The organism is Novosphingobium sp. FW305-C-30-35, from assembly GCF_058783135.1.
The window spans coordinates 663,837-684,023 of record NZ_JBYSYJ010000001.1 but is presented as its reverse complement, the minus strand read 5'-3'; the positions used below and the strand labels follow the sequence as shown (position 1 = coordinate 684,023).

General features: G+C 62.5%; 22 protein-coding genes and 1 tRNA gene. 5 read left to right on the top strand and 18 right to left on the bottom strand.

Features of this window, described 5'->3' with window-relative positions; genetic code table 11:
* Window positions 1-24 precede the first annotated feature (24 nt).
* From AC3WLM_RS03400 to AC3WLM_RS03345, 12 genes are all read right to left on the bottom strand, one after another.
* Window positions 25-825: a hypothetical protein gene (locus AC3WLM_RS03400; protein ID WP_492476597.1), complete on the bottom strand. Its 801-nt coding sequence runs from the start codon at window positions 823-825 to the stop codon at window positions 25-27.
* 71 nt (window positions 826-896) lie between these two features.
* A complete protein-coding gene (locus AC3WLM_RS03395; RefSeq protein ID WP_492476596.1) occupies window positions 897-1,124 on the bottom strand; it encodes a hypothetical protein in 228 nt (75 codons plus the stop codon).
* Entirely contained in the window at window positions 1,121-1,420 is a 300-nt protein-coding gene (locus AC3WLM_RS03390; protein WP_492476595.1) for a hypothetical protein, read from the bottom strand. Before AC3WLM_RS03390 ends, AC3WLM_RS03395 begins: the two co-directional genes overlap by 4 nt.
* On the bottom strand, window positions 1,413-1,640 hold the full coding sequence (locus AC3WLM_RS03385; protein ID WP_492476594.1) for a hypothetical protein: 228 nt from the start codon (window positions 1,638-1,640) through the stop codon (window positions 1,413-1,415). Before AC3WLM_RS03385 ends, AC3WLM_RS03390 begins: the two co-directional genes overlap by 8 nt.
* Before the next feature lie 2 nt (window positions 1,641-1,642).
* Window positions 1,643-1,894 (bottom strand): helix-turn-helix domain-containing protein, encoded by a 252-nt coding sequence (locus tag AC3WLM_RS03380; protein ID WP_492476593.1) that lies wholly within the window; start codon window positions 1,892-1,894, stop codon window positions 1,643-1,645.
* A 72-nt stretch (window positions 1,895-1,966) separates the two neighbouring features.
* The gene (locus tag AC3WLM_RS03375) at window positions 1,967-2,662 is read right to left on the bottom strand and encodes a hypothetical protein (protein WP_492476592.1); all 696 of its coding nucleotides are present in this window, start codon (window positions 2,660-2,662) and stop codon (window positions 1,967-1,969) included.
* 49 nt (window positions 2,663-2,711) lie between these two features.
* Complete coding sequence (locus AC3WLM_RS03370) at window positions 2,712-3,272, bottom strand: hypothetical protein (protein ID WP_492476591.1); 561 nt, start codon at window positions 3,270-3,272, stop codon at window positions 2,712-2,714.
* The gene (locus tag AC3WLM_RS03365) at window positions 3,269-3,565 is read right to left on the bottom strand and encodes a hypothetical protein (protein ID WP_492476590.1); all 297 of its coding nucleotides are present in this window, start codon (window positions 3,563-3,565) and stop codon (window positions 3,269-3,271) included. Before AC3WLM_RS03365 ends, AC3WLM_RS03370 begins: the two co-directional genes overlap by 4 nt.
* An 85-nt stretch (window positions 3,566-3,650) precedes the next feature.
* Window positions 3,651-4,904, bottom strand: a complete 1,254-nt coding sequence (locus AC3WLM_RS03360; protein ID WP_492476589.1) for a tyrosine-type recombinase/integrase — start codon at window positions 4,902-4,904, stop codon at window positions 3,651-3,653.
* 165 nt (window positions 4,905-5,069) lie between these two features.
* Window positions 5,070-5,145 (bottom strand) — tRNA-Thr (locus AC3WLM_RS03355).
* Window positions 5,146-5,175: 30 nt separating this feature from the next.
* Window positions 5,176-6,060 carry a hypothetical protein gene (locus AC3WLM_RS03350; RefSeq protein ID WP_062343588.1) on the bottom strand — a complete coding sequence of 295 codons (885 nt, stop codon included), beginning with the start codon at window positions 6,058-6,060 and terminating at the stop codon, window positions 5,176-5,178.
* On the bottom strand, window positions 6,057-7,379 hold the full coding sequence (locus AC3WLM_RS03345) for a replication-associated recombination protein A (protein WP_039338647.1): 1,323 nt from the start codon (window positions 7,377-7,379) through the stop codon (window positions 6,057-6,059). Before AC3WLM_RS03345 ends, AC3WLM_RS03350 begins: the two co-directional genes overlap by 4 nt.
* A 98-nt stretch (window positions 7,380-7,477) precedes the next feature.
* Here AC3WLM_RS03345 and AC3WLM_RS03340 point away from each other — a divergent pair, with 98 nt between their 5' ends.
* Complete coding sequence (locus tag AC3WLM_RS03340; protein WP_062343660.1) at window positions 7,478-8,128, top strand: PadR family transcriptional regulator; 651 nt, start codon at window positions 7,478-7,480, stop codon at window positions 8,126-8,128.
* 86 nt (window positions 8,129-8,214) lie between these two features.
* A complete protein-coding gene (locus AC3WLM_RS03335) occupies window positions 8,215-8,667 on the top strand; it encodes a hypothetical protein (protein WP_193827961.1) in 453 nt (150 codons plus the stop codon).
* A 9-nt stretch (window positions 8,668-8,676) separates the two neighbouring features.
* Here AC3WLM_RS03335 and AC3WLM_RS03330 read toward each other — a convergent pair whose 3' ends face one another.
* Window positions 8,677-9,867, bottom strand: coding sequence for a glycosyltransferase family 4 protein (locus tag AC3WLM_RS03330; RefSeq protein WP_039335294.1), 1,191 nt, complete (start codon window positions 9,865-9,867; stop codon window positions 8,677-8,679).
* 172 nt (window positions 9,868-10,039) lie between these two features.
* On the opposite strand from AC3WLM_RS03330, the gene AC3WLM_RS03325 reads away from it, so the two are divergent.
* Entirely contained in the window at window positions 10,040-10,666 is a 627-nt protein-coding gene (locus AC3WLM_RS03325) for a hemerythrin domain-containing protein (RefSeq protein ID WP_039335232.1), read from the top strand.
* A 112-nt stretch (window positions 10,667-10,778) separates the two neighbouring features.
* On the top strand, window positions 10,779-11,672 hold the full coding sequence (locus AC3WLM_RS03320; RefSeq protein ID WP_492476588.1) for an outer membrane protein: 894 nt from the start codon (window positions 10,779-10,781) through the stop codon (window positions 11,670-11,672).
* A gap of 635 nt (window positions 11,673-12,307) precedes the next feature.
* Here AC3WLM_RS03320 and typA read toward each other — a convergent pair.
* Window positions 12,308-14,134 carry a translational GTPase TypA gene (typA, locus tag AC3WLM_RS03315; protein ID WP_193827964.1) on the bottom strand — a complete coding sequence of 609 codons (1,827 nt, stop codon included), beginning with the start codon at window positions 14,132-14,134 and terminating at the stop codon, window positions 12,308-12,310.
* A 410-nt stretch (window positions 14,135-14,544) separates the two neighbouring features.
* On the opposite strand from typA, the gene AC3WLM_RS03310 reads away from it, so the two are divergent.
* Window positions 14,545-17,235, top strand: coding sequence for a TonB-dependent receptor (locus AC3WLM_RS03310; RefSeq protein ID WP_492476587.1), 2,691 nt, complete (start codon window positions 14,545-14,547; stop codon window positions 17,233-17,235).
* A 75-nt stretch (window positions 17,236-17,310) separates the two neighbouring features.
* On the opposite strand, the gene AC3WLM_RS03305 is transcribed toward AC3WLM_RS03310, so the two are convergent.
* From AC3WLM_RS03305 to pdeM, 4 genes are all read right to left on the bottom strand, one after another.
* Entirely contained in the window at window positions 17,311-17,997 is a 687-nt protein-coding gene (locus AC3WLM_RS03305; RefSeq protein ID WP_492478085.1) for a hypothetical protein, read from the bottom strand.
* A 154-nt stretch (window positions 17,998-18,151) separates the two neighbouring features.
* Window positions 18,152-18,451 carry a hypothetical protein gene (locus tag AC3WLM_RS03300; protein WP_039335290.1) on the bottom strand — a complete coding sequence of 100 codons (300 nt, stop codon included), beginning with the start codon at window positions 18,449-18,451 and terminating at the stop codon, window positions 18,152-18,154.
* Window positions 18,452-18,770: 319 nt separating this feature from the next.
* The gene (gene infC / locus AC3WLM_RS03295) at window positions 18,771-19,292 is read right to left on the bottom strand and encodes a translation initiation factor IF-3 (RefSeq protein ID WP_039335224.1); all 522 of its coding nucleotides are present in this window, start codon (window positions 19,290-19,292) and stop codon (window positions 18,771-18,773) included.
* A 146-nt stretch (window positions 19,293-19,438) separates the two neighbouring features.
* Window positions 19,439-20,128, bottom strand: a complete 690-nt coding sequence (gene pdeM / locus AC3WLM_RS03290) for a ligase-associated DNA damage response endonuclease PdeM (RefSeq protein ID WP_492476586.1) — start codon at window positions 20,126-20,128, stop codon at window positions 19,439-19,441.
* Between the last annotated feature and the right edge of the window lie 59 nt (window positions 20,129-20,187).

Here is a 20,187-nt window from a genome sequence, read left to right as displayed (position 1 = left end):
TGGTTCCTTTCGCTTGGTGAGGGGTCAGGCGGCGACCTGCCGCTTGTCTTTGGGCACGATCCGGGCGCAGGCCTCGTGCAATGGGAGCCGGTATTTTTCGGAAAGGGTCTTGCCTGTCCTGAAGCGGCATAGGTTGGACGTAGGCACATTCGCCTTGGTCGCTAGAACCTTTGCCCCGCCATACCCCAAGGCCGAGATTGCTTCTTCCACCCATACCCGGAGATCATCGAAATCGGCCGCGATGGAATCAGCACCTGTTCGAGATGAAATTTCAGACAGGGGGGAGACGGTGGAATGATCCGCAGACTGGTTAACTAGATAGGGTGCTGTAACAGCAACGCAGGCAGGGTGTGGAATCGTAGCAATTCCAGACCCCCCCGTTGCTGTAACTGCATCGTGAAATTTCACTGGCGTTGCTGTTACAGCATCGAATTCCACGCTTGGCGTTGCAGTCACAGCACCGCCGAATTTCACTTTCCGAGCCGTGCGAGCACCGCCGAAAGCGCGGGTTGCTCCTGGTTGCGGGCGCCACTTCAGATATTCGTTCGTTGCTGGCGTCGGCTTTCCCTTCCCGCTGGCAATGAACGTGATCCGATACGAACGCGCCTTCGATTGGCTGTGGCAAGCGTCAGACGTGCATTCGAGGAACCCAAGCTCTATTAGTTCGGCGACGGCCTTGGCGTTGGCCCCGTGGCACTGGTCGCCCAATGCGCGCCCGATCTGCTTGATGCTGAGGATAATCTCCCCGTTATTGAATCCTGTGTGGGCCTGCTGAAAGATCAGCAAAATGACGCGCGCTCGCAGCGAAGCATGACGCCAAGCCACGCTATCCACCACACACTTGGGGACCTGTGCAAAGTTGCCCCTGTGGTCAGGTTTCTGCGTCCCTCCGCCCATTATGCGGCTTCCGCTTCCCGCTGGTCGAGAAAGGGCAAATGCCGCGCATCGGCCTGAGCAATCGCCCAATCTCGCGCCACTTGCTCGTGATCAAAAAGCTCGCGTTCCACCGCCCGGTCGCGGCCCTTGATGGTCACGCGCCACAAGGTGCAGCCAGCGATTTCGATGCTATCGAGGCGAACGCCAAGCCAGAGCCCCGCATCCTGGGGAAGAGTGAAGAGCTTCACGGCTTGCCCCCCTTCCGGGTCTTGTCATCGAAGCGGATGCGCATGTTCCGCCCGAGCATCCGACCGACGGCGCGCGCCCGTTCAAGGGTGGTGTAATGTGCAGTTGCCAGCCGTTGGGGCTTCCCTGTCTGGTCGAGCCCGACAACATCAATCCGGTACCCGTGCTTGAGCGGCTGCAGCACCACACGCCCATTTCGCGCCGGCACCTTGATCGAGGCAGTGTTCCGACCTGCGAGGATGTCGAGGGCTTCGCTCCTGAAGGACGCGGCAAGGGGAGAGAGAACGCGCTCAGTCATTGGCCGCACCCGCCTGCAGGTCCTCGTAAACGGGATACCTCGTGCAATCGTGGATGATCTTCGCCTGAGCGCGCGCCGCGGCGAGGGTCGGCCAAAACGTCGGATCCAATACGCGATGCACGCCCGATGGCGGATGTACTGCGCTGATCGTGACGTGATACCCGCCTGGCGCTGCTGTGATGGTGACGCGATCGCGGGGATCGAGCGGCGGCGCGCCCATGATCAGGCGGCCTTGCCGTCAAAGAGTGCTTCAATTGACCTGAGTGAGATCAGGCGAGTTTGCCCCAGCTTGATCGAGCGCACCTTGCCAGTACGGATCAGTTCCTTCGCCTTGGTCTCCGAGATGCCCAAGATTTCGCACATCTTGGGGAGACGAACGCTAACGGCGTCGGCGGAAAGGGGCTTGTTGGTCTTGGTGTCGGGCTTGGTCTGCGAACCTTCCCGGAGCGGCGTGACATTCGAAGTCTTGGGCACTGAAAGCCTCCATCAGTCTTGTTGCGACTGACAAAGGCGTATTCCGTTCGCTTGCGCGAAAAACGGGACATTTCAGATTTTCTTGCGGGGCCGGCCGGGCTTCCGGCTTGTGCCCTTCATGATGCTGTCATGCGAGTGAACTTGCACGGTGAAGGTTTCCGGGTCGAAATGAAAGAGCAATTGACCTTCGATCGCCCGCCTGAATCGGCGTATAGCCTTTCTAGGCGTCTCAGGATCGAAGTTGCCCCGATCCTTCGTTGTTTCCCGCTCAAGTTTTTCATTGTGTTCGCGGGCGATGTATTCCGCGAGATCGCCGATTTCCCCGGCTGCCTCCCACTTCTTGGCGGCTCGCATGGTTATATCGGCTGCAATCATAGCGCTTTGTTTTGCTGAATAGTCAGCTGCTGTAGATGCAAAGGCAAACCCGTTTGCATAGAAGGCTTCAGTGGCGATGCAGAGTTCTTCGCCCCAACTCAACTTGCGGACCAAATTGTCTTTAAAGGCATTTACTATCGTGGCTTTAAATTCGTTGACGGAAGGGGCGAAGCCAAAGCGCTCATTAACCGCGACCATGGCGAGGCCGCGGGTTATCGCGTTGTTGACCATCCGCGCAGCTTCTTCCTTGTCGTCTGGCAGTTCGTCAGGGTCGGGCGGAAAACTTTCCAAGACACCTACCATTGCGCGCGCCCAATCGACGGCATGGGCCTTGCCAGCTAGTAAAGCCCGCAATCCATCCTCCAGCACATGGCCTTGATCATCGTCGCTCATTGGGGCCCCGGTATTGGGCGCGGCTGGTCGCCCGGCCGCGCCGTGGTATTCAGTTCGTGGTAGCGCGATAGTTGATTGGGCCTGCTGTCTGGTCCTCCCCATAATCGGGGATGAGCACGCCCTCTTCCTCTTCAGGATCGTCATCAACGTGATCAGGGTCTGACAAGGCGCACCCTGGCCCGCCCATGGTTGCCTTGCCCACAAGCTCGAAAGCGGGCTCATCCTCGCTCTGAGGGGCGTCGAGCACATCTAGCAGCCCAATTGCGCTTTCAACCCATCCGGCCAGCAATGCCCGATGCTTGGGATGGAAGAGGCCCATTCGCGCCTCCACATCAGCCAGAGCGTTTTGGCAGCTGCGAACTTGCCAGCCTGCCTCTTCGTAATCGTTCAGTGCCTCCCACCGCTCGCGCCAATACCAGTTCTTTGGGTCCGGGAATCGCTGAGATTTTTCGGCGTCTAGCAGCGCCTTTCGCGCCTTAGCCTTTTCCAGATCAGCGCGCGCATCGTTCAGCGCCTGCATGGCTGTGGCGGCGTCTGGAAAGCCAGACACCTCCATGAACATCGTCACGGGTACCACCGGGCCGCGGATTTTCGAGACGTGCATGTTCATGCCTCCCGCTCAAGGGCGCGCTTGGCCTCATTGATCAGGGCCTCTTGTCGGCATGCTTCCGGGGAGGTGTCATAGGAAAACATGGCGATGAACTTGCGCACCACGTCCCGGCAAGTCTGCGCCGGGTGATCGTCCATCTCTTCGACTGCCTCATCAAAGTCGATGCCAAGGGCCGCGTTCTGGTTGTAAGCAAGATGCATCGCCCAATAGCGCGCGATCGGATCTCCGCCGGCCAGCATTTCTGCTTCCCACTTTCCATTGGGGGCTGGGGCTTCTACGGGGTTGTCAGTCATTCTCGACTCCTATCGTCGGGGGTGATGGGGCCGGGAAAGGTCGCAGCTTCCCGGCCCCGCATCATCGGGATTGCCCCGGTGATCTCTATCCGGTTGCCCGGTCGGGAAAGGGCACAATGTCAGCGCCCGTGCGCAATGTTTCGAGATGGTCGCTCCACCATTGGGCCATGTCCACGCGCTCTGCCCAATGCTGGCCGCGATGGTACGCACCGCGCACTTTGTCAGGGTCGCCATGGGCCAGCGCCTTTTCGATTGCGTCCGCGCTCCATAGTGGCCGGCTGGTCTTAGGATCGAGGGCCTCGTTCAACATGGTGGAAGCGGTGGACCGAAAGCCATGGGCGCAAACTTCGTCACTGGCGAAGCCGAGACGGCGAAGCGCGGCGTTGATCGTATTCTCTGACATTGGGCGGCTGGCCGACCGGATCGAAGGGAATAGAAACCCATCGCTCAGGCGGACGGCATGGAGCCGCTGCAGGATAGCGAGCGATTGCCGGGACAGGGGAACGTGATGGGGTTTGCGCATTTTGGTACGCTCGGCCGGGACGTGCCAAACGGCCTTGTCGAAGTCGATTTCCGACCACATGGCATATCGGAGTTCGCCGGGCCGCAAGAAAACATGGGGCAGGATCTCGAGGGCAAACTTCGTCGTGAAGTGGCCCACATAGCCGTCAATCGCCCGGAGCAATTCGCCCAGCTTGGCGGGGTCGAGGATGGCTGCGCGATGCTTGGTGTCCGGTGTGCGCAAGGCCCCTTTGAGATCGCGCGTCGGGTCCGATGTTAACCGGCTGGTCGCCACGGCATATCGGAAAACACCAGATGCGACCTGAAGCGCACGGCGGGCGGATTCCACTTTTCCCCGTGCTTCGATCTTGCGCACCGCATTGAGCACTTCGACTGGCAAGATCTCCGCGATGGGCAGATTGCCGAGGGCAGGGGTCAATTCTTCGATCAGCCACTCATTCTTTGCGGCGGTGGCAGGTGCCCAACTATCCTTGCCATTGTTCTTCTTCAGGTGGGCCCATTCGGCGGCGATTAGGGCGAAGGTGTTGCCCGCCTCCTGCCTGTCCAGCATCGCTTGACGCTGCTTTTCCCGCGAAGGATCCTTGCCATCGGCCAAGGCGGCTTTGGCAACGTTTCGCTTTTCTCGCGCCTGCTTGAGAGACACTGCCGGGTAAATGCCGATTGCAAGTTTCTTCTCTTTGCCGTGGATTCGATACTTCCACCGCCAGAGCTTCGCACCACTGGTCGAGACCTGGAGATAGAGCCCTTCGCCATCGCTCAGCTTGTACGCCTTGTCGCGAGGCTTCGCTTCCCGGATGGCTGAGTCTGAAAGCGGCATTGGGGGCCTCGCATTGACAGGGCTTCGATAAAGGCCCCCATAAAGCCCCCCAAACGGCGCGACTGTCCGCGACCGGATGAGACGTTGTGAAAGCCGATAAGCCAATGAATACGGGGATTTCGGAGACCTTGTAAAGCCCTGTCGGACTACATACGCCTTCTGGAATGGTGCCGGCTACAGGATTCGAACCCGTGGCCCCCTGATTACAAATCAGGTGCTCTACCAACTGAGCTAAGCCGGCGTTGCGCGATGCGCGTAGCGCTCCCTAGCCTTAGACGGCCCCAAACGTCCAGCCCTCGGTGCGGGCAATTTCGTCTGAAAGTTCGCGCGGGTGCCACAGGCGGGGATCGTGGGCGGCGGTGCGCAGCCATGCAGCCGTTACCAACGCGTCGCAGGTATGGTCGTCGAGCGGACCCGCAAGCCCGGAAGGAGGCGAGCCCAGAGCCGCGAGAGCTTCGTCGAGTTCCAAGGCCGAGCGCATCTTCGATCGCGAGGGCGTCCGTCCCGCCGCCATCGCCGCGATCGTGGTGTAGATTTCGCAGATGACCGGGCCCTCGTCCGGCAGGCCATCCACCGGCCACACGCTCGCCCGGTCGGCCAGACGGTGGAGGAGTCGCATCCCCGATAGGCTGGACTTGCCGACTTGCGCCGCGCCGACGAGATTGAAATTCGAATAAGGCTTGCAACCCATCCTGCGCTGGGCGGCCTCGGTAGCCCGGAACCTCCCCTGGCCGCCACCGAACAGAGCGCCTTCGCGGCCACCGTGACGGCGGAAGAAGGCGCACAAGTCAGGGTGATCGACCAGGGCCGAGACGCCGAGATGCGGTTCGTCCCCACAAATCCCGTCAATCAGCGCCCAAAGCTCGCGGGCACTGGCTGGCGTATCCCGCCACCCGGGAAAGAATGCGCCGTGATCCGCAAACGGCAGCGAGATGCCAAGATCCATGCCGACAAGCGCATCGTCCGGCAATTCGTTGCGCAGATAGTCCAGCACCTCGTTGCGCGACCAGCGATGGCCGGGGCGGATGCTCCTGGGCGCAGCATTGCCACGTGTCGCCATGGCAAGCGCGATGCCCTTGTGCCGCTCTCCTGCTGCGCCAGACCAGTCTATCGCAATGAAATGACCGAAGCGGTTTCCATGACTGCCAGCTGTCATTCGCCCTGGCGCTCGCGGCGCTTGCGCTCCCACCATTCGAGGCGTTTTGCCACCTCGCGTTCGAACCCGCGTTCGACCGGGGCGTAGTAGGTCTGCGGTGCCATGCCTTCTGGCCAGTAGTTCGCGCCGGAAAAACCGTCCTCGGCGTCGTGGTCGTACTGGTAGCCCTTGCCGTAGCCGATGTCCTTCATCAGCTTGGTTGGCGCGTTGAGGATGTTCGATGGCGGCATCAGCGATCCTGTATCGCGGGCCGATTTCCAGGCCGCCTTGTGCGCCATGTAGGCCGCGTTCGATTTGGGTGCGGTGGCAATGTAGAGAAGGGCCTGTACGATCGCCAGTTCGCCTTCCGGACTGCCGAGGAACTCGTACGCGTCCTTTGCAGCAAGACATTGCACCAGCGCTTGCGGATCGGCCATGCCGATGTCTTCCACCGCCATGCGCACCAGCCGACGCAGGACGTAAAGCGGCTCTTCGCCCGCCACCAGCATGCGCGCCATGTAATAGAGCGCGGCCTGCGGGTCGGAGCCGCGCACCGCCTTGTGCAGGGCCGAGATGAGGTTGTAATGCCCTTCGCGGTCCTTGTCGTAGACCGCCACGCGCCGCATGAGGAACTTGCCCAGGCCCTCGGGATCGAGCGGTGCCGGCAGCGATACGTCAAACAGCATTTCCGCCTGATTTAGCAGGAAGCGTCCGTCGCCATCGGCGGACGCGACCAGTGCTTCCCGGGCGGGCGGGGTAAGCGGCAGGCGCAGGCCGGTGATGTCTTCGGCCCGGTCCAGCAGCGTACCCAGCGCAGCGGCATCAAGCCGATGCAGGATCAGCACCTGCGCCCGCGACAGCAGCGCCGCGTTCAGCGCGAAACTGGGGTTTTCGGTCGTCGCGCCGACCAGCGTTACCGTGCCGTTCTCCACGAACGGGAGGAAACCGTCCTGTTGCGCGCGGTTGAAGCGGTGAATTTCGTCCACAAACAACAGCGTCCGTCGGCCGGCCAGTGCCATTGCTTCTGCTTCGGCAAAGGCCTTCTTGAGATCGGCGACCCCTGAAAACACGGCACTGATCGCGACATAGCGCATGCCCACCGCTTCGGCGAGCAGGCGCGCGATGCTGGTCTTGCCGGTGCCGGGCGGGCCCCACAGAATCATCGAGGTCAACTTGCCCGCCGCGACCATGCGCCCGATCGCGCCGTCCGGACCGGTCAGGTGGTCTTGCCCGATGATTTCCGCAAGCTCGCGCGGGCGCAGGCGATCGGCCAGCGGCGCTTCGGCGCTGGCTTCGGGCGGCGGGCGGTCCTGTGGAGGCGGGGCGAAGAGGTCGGCCATTTCCGCCGAGATAAGGTGCGCGCAGAAAAATTGCACGGGGCACTTGTCAGAATACATTTAAGATATATCTTAGACGCATCATGAAAGGATATGAATACATGAGATTCGAAAAAGGCCGCCATGGACGCGGTCGGCATGCCGTCGCGATGATGGCAATGATGGGTGGTCGGTTCGGCGGCCCGTTCGGAAGGAGCGGACCCTTCGGCGAAGATGGTCCCCCCGGTGGCGGCCCGTTCAGTGGCGGCCCGTTCGGCGGTGGCCGGGGCGGCCGGGGTGGCGGTCGTCGGGGCGGGCGCATGTTCGGTAGCGGTGAGCTTCGCCTGCTTCTGCTGCATCTCGTGGCAGAACAGCCGCGCCATGGCTATGACCTGATCCGCGCGATCGGCGAGCTTGCCAGTGGCGAATATGCGCCAAGCCCGGGCGTGGTCTACCCTACGCTCAGCCTGCTGGTTGACGAAGGGCTGATCGCGGAAGAGGCAGGTGAAGGCCCGCGCAAGGCTTTCGCTGTTACCGACAGTGGCCGGGCCGAACTGGTTGGCAAGGATGCGGAAATCGACGCGGTCCTCGCCCGGCTCAAGGCGCTGGGCGAACAGCGTGATCGTGCGGACAGTCCGCCGGTCCGCCGGGCAATGGGCAACCTTCACGCAGCCGTGCGCAATCGCGTCATGGCAGAAGGTTTCGATACCGAGACTGCCCATGCCATTGCCGACATCCTCGACGAGGCCGCACGCAGGATCGAACGCCTCTGATGCTCCATGAATCCGCGCTTTCGCGCCGCTTTGAGGATGCATTGGGCCATGATATCCTCTCCCCGGGTAACAGGGGGAGAGGACCCATGGATAACCTGCAAGACAATCCCGTGAAGACACCGGGCCATCTCTGGGCTGTCGGCGTGATCAGTCTGTTATGGAACAGCTTTGGTTGCGTCGACTACGCGATGAGCAAGCTCGACCCGCTTGGTTACATGAAGTCCGTCGGCATGACTGAAGCCGAGATCGCCTACATGCTCGCCATGCCCGCCTGGCTCAGCGCGTTCTGGGCGCTTGGTGTCTGGGGTTCGCTGGCAGGCTCGCTCCTGCTGCTGGTGCGTTCGCGCCATGCCGTTACGGCATTTGCGGTTTCGCTGGGCGGCCTTGCCGCAAGCCAGCTTGCGCATCTTCTCGACAGCACGATGCCCACATCCATGAACTCGGGCGCAATGATGGCGATGAACCTCCTGATCTGGGGCTCGCTCGTGTTCTTCCTGTGGTATGCGATCCGGATGAAGGCTGCAGGCGTGCTGCACTGAGCCTGGCGTCTATTGACCCGCCCGCGACTTGGACTTCTGGCGCACCAGCCTGAGGTAGGTATCGGCGACTGCCTGATTGATCCGGTCCCAGGAGAAGTCGAGACTGCGTTCCTCGCCCGCCATGCCGTGGCGGGCGCGAAGCCCTGCGTCTTCCACATAGCAACGCAGCGCCTCGGCAAACTGGCGGACGGCACCCGGCGTGATCAGGCGGCCCGATACGTTGTCGTCGACGAGGCTCTGGCTTCCGGTCGCTGCTGCGGCAACGACCGGTACGCGGCAAGCCATTGCTTCAAGAGTGACGTTGCCGAAGGTCTCGGTGACCGACGGATTGAAAAGCACGTCCATGCTCGCGACCGCGCGGCCGAGATCGTGCCCGCCCTGGAACCCGGCGAAGACCGCATCGGGCAACCGGGCGGCAAACCAGTCGTGTGCCGGGCCTTCACCAACCACGAGCACGCGATGTTTGACGCCCTTGCGCACCAGCTGGTCGACCGAGTCGGAAAAGACATCGAGGCCTTTCTCCATGACCAGGCGGCCAAGGAAGCCGATCACCACTTCGTCATCACCAATGCCGAGCGAGCGGCGCCATTCGAGACTGCGCGCTCCGGGGTGGAAGATCTCGCGATCGACCCCGCGCGACCAGATGTCGATGTCGTAATTCATCCGCTGGTCGCGCAGCACCTGCGCCATCGATTCCGACGGCGCGACCAGCGCATCGCAGCGGCGGTAGAAGCGACGCATCAGGGCTTCGACCACGGGTTCGGCCCAGGCCATGTTGTAGTAGCGGAAGTAGGTCTCGAACCGGGTGTGGACTGAGGCGAGGATGGGAAGCCTGCGGTGTCGCGCCCACGAAACCGCGCGGTGCGCGACGACGTCGGGTGAGGAGACGTGCACGACGTGGGGGGCAAACGTGGCCAGATCGCGGCGGATGCGTGGGGACAGGGCAAGCGGGAAGCGATACTCGGGACGGCCCGGGATCGCGAACGAGGGTACACCGATCAGCGTGCCGGTTGCCTCGAAGGCGGGTTCATCCACCTTGGGGGCATAGATGCGGACATCCGCGCCCTGGCGCAGAAGATAGCCGACGAGGCGGTTCAACGCTTGGTTCGCGCCATCGCGGACGTAATTGTAGTTGCCGCTGAACAGCGCGACGCGCAGCTTTGAAAGATCGGTCGGGAAGGGGGAGTTTGCCTCGCTCATCGGCTGCGCCATAGCCGGGCCGAAGCCGAATGGCGAGTGACGGTGACCGATTTGCGCGACTTTTGCGCGGTTCGCGTCAGGCGTTGCACGACTGGCCGAGCGCTGCAACTAGCCTTGGAACTGACACCAAGCCTGTCCGCTCACCCTGCAAGGCTCAGCAGGAGTGGAGCAAATGTCCTTTCTCGACAAGATCGTAGCCGTCATCACCCCACCTGAAAGCGATGAAGATCGTCGCGAGGCGCGAGACAAGGCGCAGGCCTTGGCGCGGCCCGGCGACTGGATGACGCATGCGCTGGAACATCATCGCCGCATCGAGGCATGCTTCGAACTGGCGCTGGGCGCCAATTCCGTCGCCGAGCGGCGTGCCGCACTGCGCGACCTTTCGATGGTGCTGACCGCGCATGCCAATGCCGAAGAGGCAGTTCTCTATCCAGCGATGGCCAATGAGAGCAGCAAGGCAAGTGCTGGGCTGGCGTTCGAGGAGCACGCGATGACGCGCATCCAGATGGGCGCATTGGAGACGCTTGATCCGATGGGCCAGGACTGGCGCGACAAGCTTGGCCATATCCGCGGTGCTGTGCTCCACCATGTCTACGAGGAAGAGGGCAGCCGCTTTCCGGAGCTGCGCCACGCCATAGATCCGCAGGAAGACAAGCGGCTGACGCGGCGGTTCCTTGAGGAATTCGATCGCTACATGGGTGCCCAGGCTTTCGAACAGCCGCGGCAGATGGCGGCGGAAATTCCGAAGGATACCGGAAACCGGAATCCGCCCAGCAATTGGGGCGCGGCGGACTACTGAACCTGCCCCAAGTGCCGTACCCGTCCGATAAGGTGCGGTTTTGCGGAAACCAATCCCGCTCGCAGGGATTGGGGCTGCACGACCGGTCTCAGGCAATCCAGAGGGAATATCAATGACTTCGAAGAGCATTTTCACGTGGCCGCTGGCCGCGACGCTGGCGCTCGTCGCCGCTCCGGCCATGGCGCAGGACAGCATGGACAATTCCGACACCACGATGTCCACGGCCACCACCGCCGATGGCTTTGATCGCGACAGCCACTTCGACGGAGTCTACATCCAGGGCTTTGGTGGCATCAGTCTGCTCGGCAATAATCGTGGCCAGTTCGAGTTCGATACCGATCGCGATGGCAACTACGGCAACACCGTCCAAACGACGACGGGCGCCAATGCGTTCTCGCCGGGGTTTGCCAACTGCGGTGCCCAGGGCGCGACGCGCGGGGCTGGATGCGTCGCCGACAAGCAGGGCGCGGAATACGGCGTTCGCGTCGGCTTCGATGCGCGGTCGGGCAACATGGTGTTCGGCGGCCTGATCGAAGGTTCGCGCAATGAATCGATCTATCGCTCGACCGCTTTCAGCACCACGCCGGCGTCCTACCGTATCGACCGCCAGCTCGACTACGCCATTTCGGCGCGCGCGCGCCTTGGCTATACCCCGGGCGGCGGCGCGCTGTTCTACGTCACCGGTGGCGGCAGCTACGCCAAGATCAATCATGATTTCTCGACCACCAATACCGCCAATTCGTTCACCGAGCGCGATGACGGCAAGATGATCTGGGGCTGGCAGGCTGGTGGCGGCACCGAGATCATGCTGTCGAACAACCTGTCGCTGGGTTTGGAGTACCTCTACAGCCGGTATCAGGACGACAAGTATGAAGTCGAAGTGGGCCAGGGGACCGCGCCTGCGACCAACCCGTTCCTGCTGAACGGCGGCGGGACCAACCTGCGAGTTGCCGACCGGGTGTTCGACACGCACGCTCTGCGCGCTACTGTTGGCCTGCGTTTCTAAGAACGAGACGAAATACCTGCTGCGCGCCAGAAACGCGCGGGAAAGCGAACCCGGAGAAGCTGCGGCGACATGCATCGCCGCAGCTTTTTCGTGTCCCGCGCGGCCCGCATGGGCATCGCGCCGGACCTCGTCGACCGCCCGGCGGGCGCCAGAGGGTTGACGCTGTTTACACAGTTCAGGAGCGCAATCGCGGGCAAGCGATCGGGGCAGATCGATTGGCTGTGGGAATGCGCGGCCTGCGCCTTCCAAGAGGGCGTCCTTCAGGCGAATCAGCATTCCCGGAACCTGGCCACCCCCGGCCCATCCTGCCTGCAGGAGCGAGGAAAATCGGCGGTTTTCCGGTGTTTGAGCGGTGGTGGTGTTGGCGGGCAGCGTGATGGGGGCAGGGTGCGACATGGCGGGGATGCTATGTCAGCTGATGCCTTGTAGGACAGCGGTTTTTGTGCCTGTTTTGTTCAGGAAAGCTGGCGATTGTTCGCCATTTATGCTGACGTGGGCGTCAGCATCCCGTGGTGGTGAATGCCCACCCCGAACCCTTCCGCCTGCCGGTGCGGAGAAGGTTGGAGCGGCTCTACGCACGTCGCTTGACGGACAAGCAAAAAGGGCGGCCCGAGGGAGCCGCCCTTTGTTATTCCTTATGCCGCTTCCTTCTTCCGCGACGCCTTCTTGCGCTCGTTCGGGTCGAGAATGGCCTTGCGGATGCGGATCGACTTTGGCGTGACTTCGACCATTTCATCGTCGTCGATGTAGGCGATGGCCTGCTCCAGCGTCATGATCTTGGGCGGGGTCAGGCGGATGGCGTCGTCCTTGCCGCTCGAACGGAAGTTCGTCAGCTGCTTGGACTTCATCGGGTTGACCTCGAGGTCTTCCGGCTTGGCGTTCTCGCCGATGATCATGCCTTCGTAGAGCGGGGTGCCGACGCCGACGAAGAGGATGCCGCGCTCTTCAAGCGGACCAAGCGCATAGGCAACGGCTTCGCCGGTGCCGTTGGAGATCAGCACGCCGTTCTTGCGGCCTTCGATCTTGCCCTTGTGCGGACCGTACTTCTCGAACAGGCGGTTCATGATGCCGGTGCCGCGGGTGTCCGAGAGGAATTCGCCGTGGTAGCCGATCAGCCCGCGCGAAGGGGCCGAGAACGTGATGCGGGTCTTGCCGCCGCCCGAGGGGCGCATGTCGGTCAGCTCGGCCTTGCGGATGGCCATCTTGTCAACCACGGTGCCCGAGTGCTCGTCGTCCACGTCGATCATGACGGTTTCGTACGGTTCGAGCAGGTTGCCGTCCTCGTCCTTCTGGAACAGCACGCGCGGGCGGCTGATGCCGAGTTCGAAGCCTTCGCGGCGCATCGTCTCGATCAGGACGCCCAGCTGGAGTTCGCCACGGCCGGCGACTTCGAAGCTGTCCTTGTCGGCCGATTCCGTGATGCGGATGGCGACGTTGGATTCCGCCTCGCGCTCCAGACGGTCGCGGATCATGCGGCTGGTGACCTTGCTGCCTTCGCGGCCTGCCATCGGGCTGTCGTTCACGGCAAAGCGCATAGACAGGGTCGGCGGGTCGATCGGCTGGGCCTTGATCGGCACGGTGACTTCCGGCGCGGCGATGGTGTTCGACACGGTGGCGACGGTGAGGCCGGCGAGGGAGATGATGTCGCCCGCGCGGGCTTCATCGACCGGCACGCGATCGAGGCCACGGAAGGTCATGATCTTGGAAGCGCGGCCGGTTTCGATGACCTTGCCGTCCATGTCGAGCGCACGGATCGGATCGTTGACGCGGATCACGCCCGACTGGACGCGGCCGGTGAGCACGCGGCCAAGGAAGTTGTCACGATCCAGCAGCGTGGCGAGGAAGGTGAACGGTGCGTCTTCATCGAGGTTCGGCGGCGGCACGTGATCGACGATGAGCTGGAACATCGGCTCCAGCGTGCCTTCGCGGCGATCGGGATCGGTGCTGGCATAGCCATTGCGGCCCGAGGCGTAGAGCACGGGGAATTCGAGCTGTTCGTCGTTGGCATCGAGCGTGACGAAGAGGTCGAACACTTCGTCGAGCACTTCCTGGATGCGCTCGTCCGGACGGTCGACCTTGTTTACCACGACGATCGGGCGCAGGCCGAGGGCGAGCGCCTTGCCGGTGACGAACTTCGTCTGCGGCATCGCGCCTTCCGAGCTGTCGACCAGCAGGATCACGCCGTCGACCATCGAGAGGATACGCTCCACCTCGCCACCGAAGTCGGCGTGGCCGGGCGTGTCGACGATGTTGATGCGCACGCCGTTCCATTCGATCGAGGTCGGCTTGGCGAGAATGGTGATCCCGCGTTCCTTTTCGAGATCGTTGGAATCCATCGCGCGCTCTTCCACGCGCTGATTGTCGCGGAAAGTGCCGGACTGGCGGAAGAGCTGGTCGACCAGGGTGGTCTTGCCGTGGTCAACGTGGGCGATGATCGCGATATTGCGCTGCTGGGCGGACATGAAAACAGGCTTTCAGTTGGAATCGGCTGGAGTCGGCACAAGCAAGGCTCGCTCCGGTTTCGGCGCGCGCTTACTCGCAATTGTGCGTTGCGGCAAGCACGCTTCTATAAAGGCATGCGTTGCGGCAAGCACGTTTCTGTAAAGGCCTGCATTGCTACAAGCACGCTGAATGCGGGAAGGCCCTTTGCGGCAAGCTTGGCGTGGAATAGGAGCCAAGCGGTTGCAGGTGTGACTATCATGCAACAGCGCATGAAAATGCATGGGGGTCGCGAAGGATTTCATCGAACTGGAATTGTTCGCATGTTTTCCGCGCCCTAGAAGGTCGGGTGGGAAACAGGATGACCTTCCGGCCGGATGACGGCCACCGTCCGGCGAAGGCCCGGCGGGTGAATAGAGGAACAGTTTTGCAGATGAAATCCTTGTATGCCAGCCGTGCCGGCCAGGCCGCGCTTCTTGCTGGAGCTTGCGGACTTGCTCTTGCGTTTTCCGCCACCGCCCACGCGCAGGACGCTGCCGTCGCGGCCGAGGAGGAAGCTCAGCCGGCACCGCCCGCGCCCGATCAGGCGGCAGAGGGCAACGAGATCATCGTCACCGCCACGAAGCGCGAACAGACCCTGCAGGACGTGCCGATTGCCGTGTCTGTAACAAGCGCGAAGACGCTGGAGCAGGCGCAGATCCGCGATCTGAAGGACCTGACGAGCGTGGTGCCCTCGCTGCGGGTGACTCAGCTGCAATCGAGCGCGAACACCAACTTCATCATCCGCGGCTTCGGCAACGGCGCCAACAACGCCGGTATCGAACCATCGGTCGGCGTGTTCATCGACGGCGTCTACCGCTCGCGCTCTGCCGCGCAGATCGGCGACTTCCCCGACGTGCAGCGCATCGAAGTGCTGCGCGGGCCGCAATCGACCTTGTTCGGCAAGAATGCCAGCGTCGGCGTGATCTCGATCGTGACGGCAGCGCCGAAGTTCGACTTCGGCGGCAATGTCGAGGCGAGCTATGGCAATTACGATGCTGTCGTACTCAAGGGCGTGGTCACCGGACCGGTGACGGAGCAGCTGGCGCTGAGCCTTGCCGGTGGCGTCAACAAGCGCGACGGGTACAACAAGGACCTCGGCACCGGCAACGAAACCAACGAGCGAAATCGCTGGTTCGTGCGTGGCCAGGCGTTGTGGGAACCCAATGCCCAGGCGCGGGTGCGCCTGATCGGCGACTATTCGAAGATCGACGAGAACTGCTGCGGGGTGGTCAACCTCCGGCCCAGCTCTGCGACGCAGGCGATCCGTGCTCTGGGCGGGCGCGTCAACGGACCTGACGAGATCTACGCCAACCGGGTCTATTCGAATATCGATTCGGTCAACGACATCGAAAACTGGGGGGCTTCGGGCCAGGTCGACTACGACTTCGGTCCGCTGACCTTCACCTCGATCACTGCCTACCGGCGGTTGGACGCCTTCACCAATCAGGATTCCGACTTCACCAGTGCGGATCTGATCGGGTTCAATGCACAGGATCAGGGCATCAAGACCTTCACGCAGGAACTGCGTGCGGCCACCAACATGGATGGCCCGCTCAACTTCCTCGTAGGCGGATATTACTTCAACGAAAGCATCCGTCAGTCCAACCAGCTTGGCTGGGGCGAGGACGCGCGCGGTTATGCCGACGCGCTGATCCGGGGGCTGACGCAGAACACCCAGTCGCTTTCGAGCATCGAGACGACGATCAGCGGGCTGACCGGCACCAACTACACGGGCCGGTTCTTCGTGGCCGGGCAGAAGCTGGACGAGCGCTATCGCCTCAAGAATGAGGCTTTCTCGGTCTTCGGCCAGGCAGACTTCAAGATCGGTGACCGGCTGACCGTGACGGGTGGCATCAACTACACCAAGGACAAGAAGGACTTTGCCGCCTCGGCAACGTCGTCTGACGTGTTTGCGAACCTCGATCTGGTGCAGATCGGCGGCACGGCCTTGAGCCGCGGCTTCATCTCGACCGCGCTGGGCACAACGGACCCGCTGGCCATTGCCGCCTTCGCACAGGCCAATCCGACGGTGTTTGCCAACCTGCAGGCCCAGGCTTCAGGCTTTGCGGCGCTGAACGCGAACCTTTCGACCCAGCAAGCGGCTGCGGACAGCAATCCTCTTACGGTCGGCAATCCGCTGCTGGCGCTGCAGGATCTGCAATATCTGCCGCCCTTCCTGGCCGTGCCCAACGCGGTGGAGCCGGGCCGGACCCGTGACGACAAGTTCACATACATCGTCCGCGTTGCCTATGACCTGACCGACGACATCAACGTCTATGCAAGCTATGCGACGGGTTTCAAGGCGAGCTCGATCAACCTCTCGCGCGACAGCCGCCCGCTGCTGAGCGATCGCGACGCGCTGATTGCGCGGGGACTGACAGTCGTCAACCAGACCTATGGCAGCCGGTTTGCCGGCCCTGAAAGCTCCACCGTCTATGAAATCGGGCTGAAGGCTGACTGGGGGCTGGTCACGGCAAACCTTGCCGCGTTCGACCAGCGGATCAATGGCTTCCAGTCCAACACCTTCACCGGTTCAGGCTTCGTGCTGGCCAACGCCGGCAAGCAGTCTGTTCGCGGTATCGAGTTCGAAGGCACGGTGAAGCCGGCCAAGGGCTGGCAGTTCAACGTGGCGATGACCTACCTTGATCCGAAGTACGACAGCTTCGTGCTTTCGGCGGTGGGCGACCTTTCGAAGACGCGACCGGCAGGCATTCCGGCGATCTCGTCGACTTTCGCGGCGAGCTATGACCATGAGTTCGACAGCGGACACCACCTGATCCTGCGCGGCGACTTCCATTATGAATCGCCGGTGCAGATTGCCGAGGGGCTGCCCGGCTTCCTCGATGGCGGCACGCGCGTGGCGATCGAAGCGGCGCGGCCGTTCCGCCGTGAAGTGAACGAGGCCAATGCCTCGATCACCTGGGCCATGCCGAGCGGGTTCGAACTGACGCTGTGGGGACGCAACCTGACGGACAACCGCTATCTCCTGCAGATCTTCGATACCCCGGCCCAGCCCGGATCGATCTCTGGCTATACCAGCCAGCCGCGCACTTATGGCGTGGCGGCACGCTACCGGTTCTGAGGCGCGGGCTTCGGAAGGGGGAAGGGGAGCTTCGGCTCCCCTTTTTCGCATCAGGGCTGCCGCCGAGCGGCCAGGTCAGCGGCTGGGCGTGCTCTCGGCTGTTGCGACCTGTGCGGGGGTGAAGGGCCTGGCATGGAGTGGGGGGAAGGCGTCTTCCAGCGGCTTGCTATCGGGCAGGATGTAGACGTAGCCGCCTTTCTTGCCGAACATGGGGGCGATCTTGCCGTTGTAGAGCGCCTTGGGGACGTTGATGCAGCCGAAGGTTATGCGGTTGTCGTCCACGTCGGGCGAAAGCATGCGTTTGGCCCGGTTCTCCTTGGGATTTCCCGGCGGGATGGTGTGGATGGCGACCGAGGTGGCGTAATCGACCCAGAGAACGCGGGTGTTTCCCGCAGCCTTGCCGAAGCGGGCAAGGAAGCGACCGGCCGGGGTGGTCTTCTCGGCGGGGCCGATTTCGGCAAGGCTCTTGTTTCCGACGCCAGGCGTGGCGTCGTCACCCAAGGCGCGGCCGATCAGCACCGGACCGAAGCCCACCGGCTTGCCGCTCGCATCGAAGGCGAAAATCGTGGCGCTTGGCTTGTCGATCACGAGGAAGGGCAGCCCGTTGTTGTCTGCGGTCTCCGTCACCCATGACGTCACGCGTTGTGTCGGGATCGTCAGGTCGGGCAGTTGGACGGGCTTCTGGACGGATTTCGTGCTCTTGCGCTTTTGCGCCTTGGCCTTCGAAGCTGTCGCCGTTGCCGCTTCGGCGGGGTCGGTCATCACAGAGGGGAGAGCCAGCGCCAGGCCGGCAAGCGCCGCAAGAGCCTTCATCATTTCGAACTTCACTCGCACCAAAGACGAAAAACCGGACAGGCCTTCCCTGGTTGTCTGACCACAGAAGACCTGTCCGGCACTTTAACGCGACAGTGGCCGATTAGTTGCGCGGACGCTTCTGCTGGGCCTGCATCATGCGCTGGTCCATGCTGTCGACGCGGCCAGTGAGCTGGTCGAGACGCTGGGTGTTGGTCTGGGCCTGCGCGTTGGCGGCCTGCGCTTCGCTGCGGGCAGCCTGGGCAACGCCGTCAGTTGCCTGGAGGCGGCTTTCCACGCCATCGATGCGCTGGTTGACCGTGGCGATCTGCTCGTTGACGTAGCCCTTGGTGGCGCAACCGCCGAGGCCCAGCGAGCCAGCGAGAATCGCAACGGCGGGGATGATCTTGAGAGACGGCGTCATGTAATGCTCCTTGATGAAACCTGTTGGTTTTTTGGCGAACCGCAGCGGCAACGCGCAGATGCGCCAAACAGACATGGTTGAATCGGTGGAGCGTTGGTTGGTGGGGGCGAGTTGCGGAACGCGCGCCAGGGCGTTTCGGGGCGTCGATGACCGGTGTGCAGGCAAGGCGATCCGACAGCGTGCGGATTGCAGGTGGCGAATGCCCACCCCCCGACCCCTTCCGGCTGCGGGAAGGGTAGATAACTGTCGCCTGTTCGGAAACGAAAAGGGCGCGCCTTGCGGCACGCCCCTTGCGGTTTGCATAAGCGCGGTCTCGTGCCTATTTCGGCGCGAGGACCATCAGCATCTGGCGGCCTTCCATGCGGGGGAAGGCTTCGATCTTGGCGATTTCAGCCACATCGTCCTGCACCTTGCGCAGGAGGTTCATGCCGAGCTGCTGGTGCGAAAGCTCACGTCCGCGGAAGCGCAGCGTGATCTTCACCTTGTCGCCTTCACCGATGAACTTCACGACATTACGCATCTTCGTGTCGTAATCGTGGTCATCGATGTTCGGACGCATCTTAATCTCCTTGATCTCCTGCGTCTTCTGGCTCTTGCGGGCGAGGTTGGCCTTCTTCTGCGCCTCGTAGCGGAACTTGCCCACGTCGAGGAACTTGCAGACCGGCGGATCCGCATTCGGGGAAACTTCAACGAGGTCGAGGCCGACTTCGGCGGCCTGTTCGATCGCTTCACGGGTGTACATCACACCCAGGTTCTCGCCGTTCTCGTCGATCACGCGCACCTTGGGCACGTTGATCATCTGGTTGTAGCGAGGCCCGCTCTTGACGGGGGGCGCCATCATGCGCCGCGGTGGGGGAGCTATAGTGCTTTCTCCTGCAGTTTTTGCCCAATATGGTTCCGCGCGCTCATATCACAATGCGCGCACAGATAAAGGGCGGTTTTGCCCTTGGTTCCGAAGCTGACGGGTTTCGCGAAAGCATGTTGCTTTCAGGCTGCAGCGCGCCAGAGATTGAAGCGGGCCAGCTTTGCCCCGGCAGGAACGATCGCATCGATCGAGCGGGCGGGCTGCAATGCCGCCAGAATTGCCGGGTCGCCTGCGTCCATGCCTCCGGTCAAAGCGCCGAAAGCGGGAAGAATCAGGCGGTTCTCGCTCGCGACGGCACAGGGGCGGGCGATGGTGCGACCGCGGATCGAGACGCGCAGCTTGGGGTGGAAGTGCCCTGAGACTTCGGCTTCGTCGGTGCCTTTGCGGGCGATGTGGCGCATGGTGAGACCGCGAACGGCCAGCTCGTCAACCAATGTGCCGCCGGGGGCAGATGCGTCTTCGTCGTGGTTTCCGGTGATCCAGACCCAGTCTGTCGCGCGGGTGAGGGCATCAAGCATGCCAGCGGCGTAACGCTCCATTCGAGCGACGGCGGCGGCATCGTGGAACGAGTCGCCCAAGCAGAAGACGCGGCGAGCGCCGGTCTCGCGCAGGGCCTGGGCAATCCGTTCGAGAGTGGCGCGGCTGTCATACGGAGGGAGCATCTGGCCGTGGCGGGCGAAGAAGCTGGCCTTTTCGAGGTGGAGGTCAGCCACCAGCAGCGCATTTTCTTCCACCCAATAAAGCGCACGGGATGCGCCGAGGCGGAATTCCTGTCCCATGAACTGAAAAGGAGCGAACGAAAAGGGAACCATGGCTTTCCCTTGCCGGATCGCGATTCCCTTGGCAAGTCGCCATGACAGACCTTTGGGGG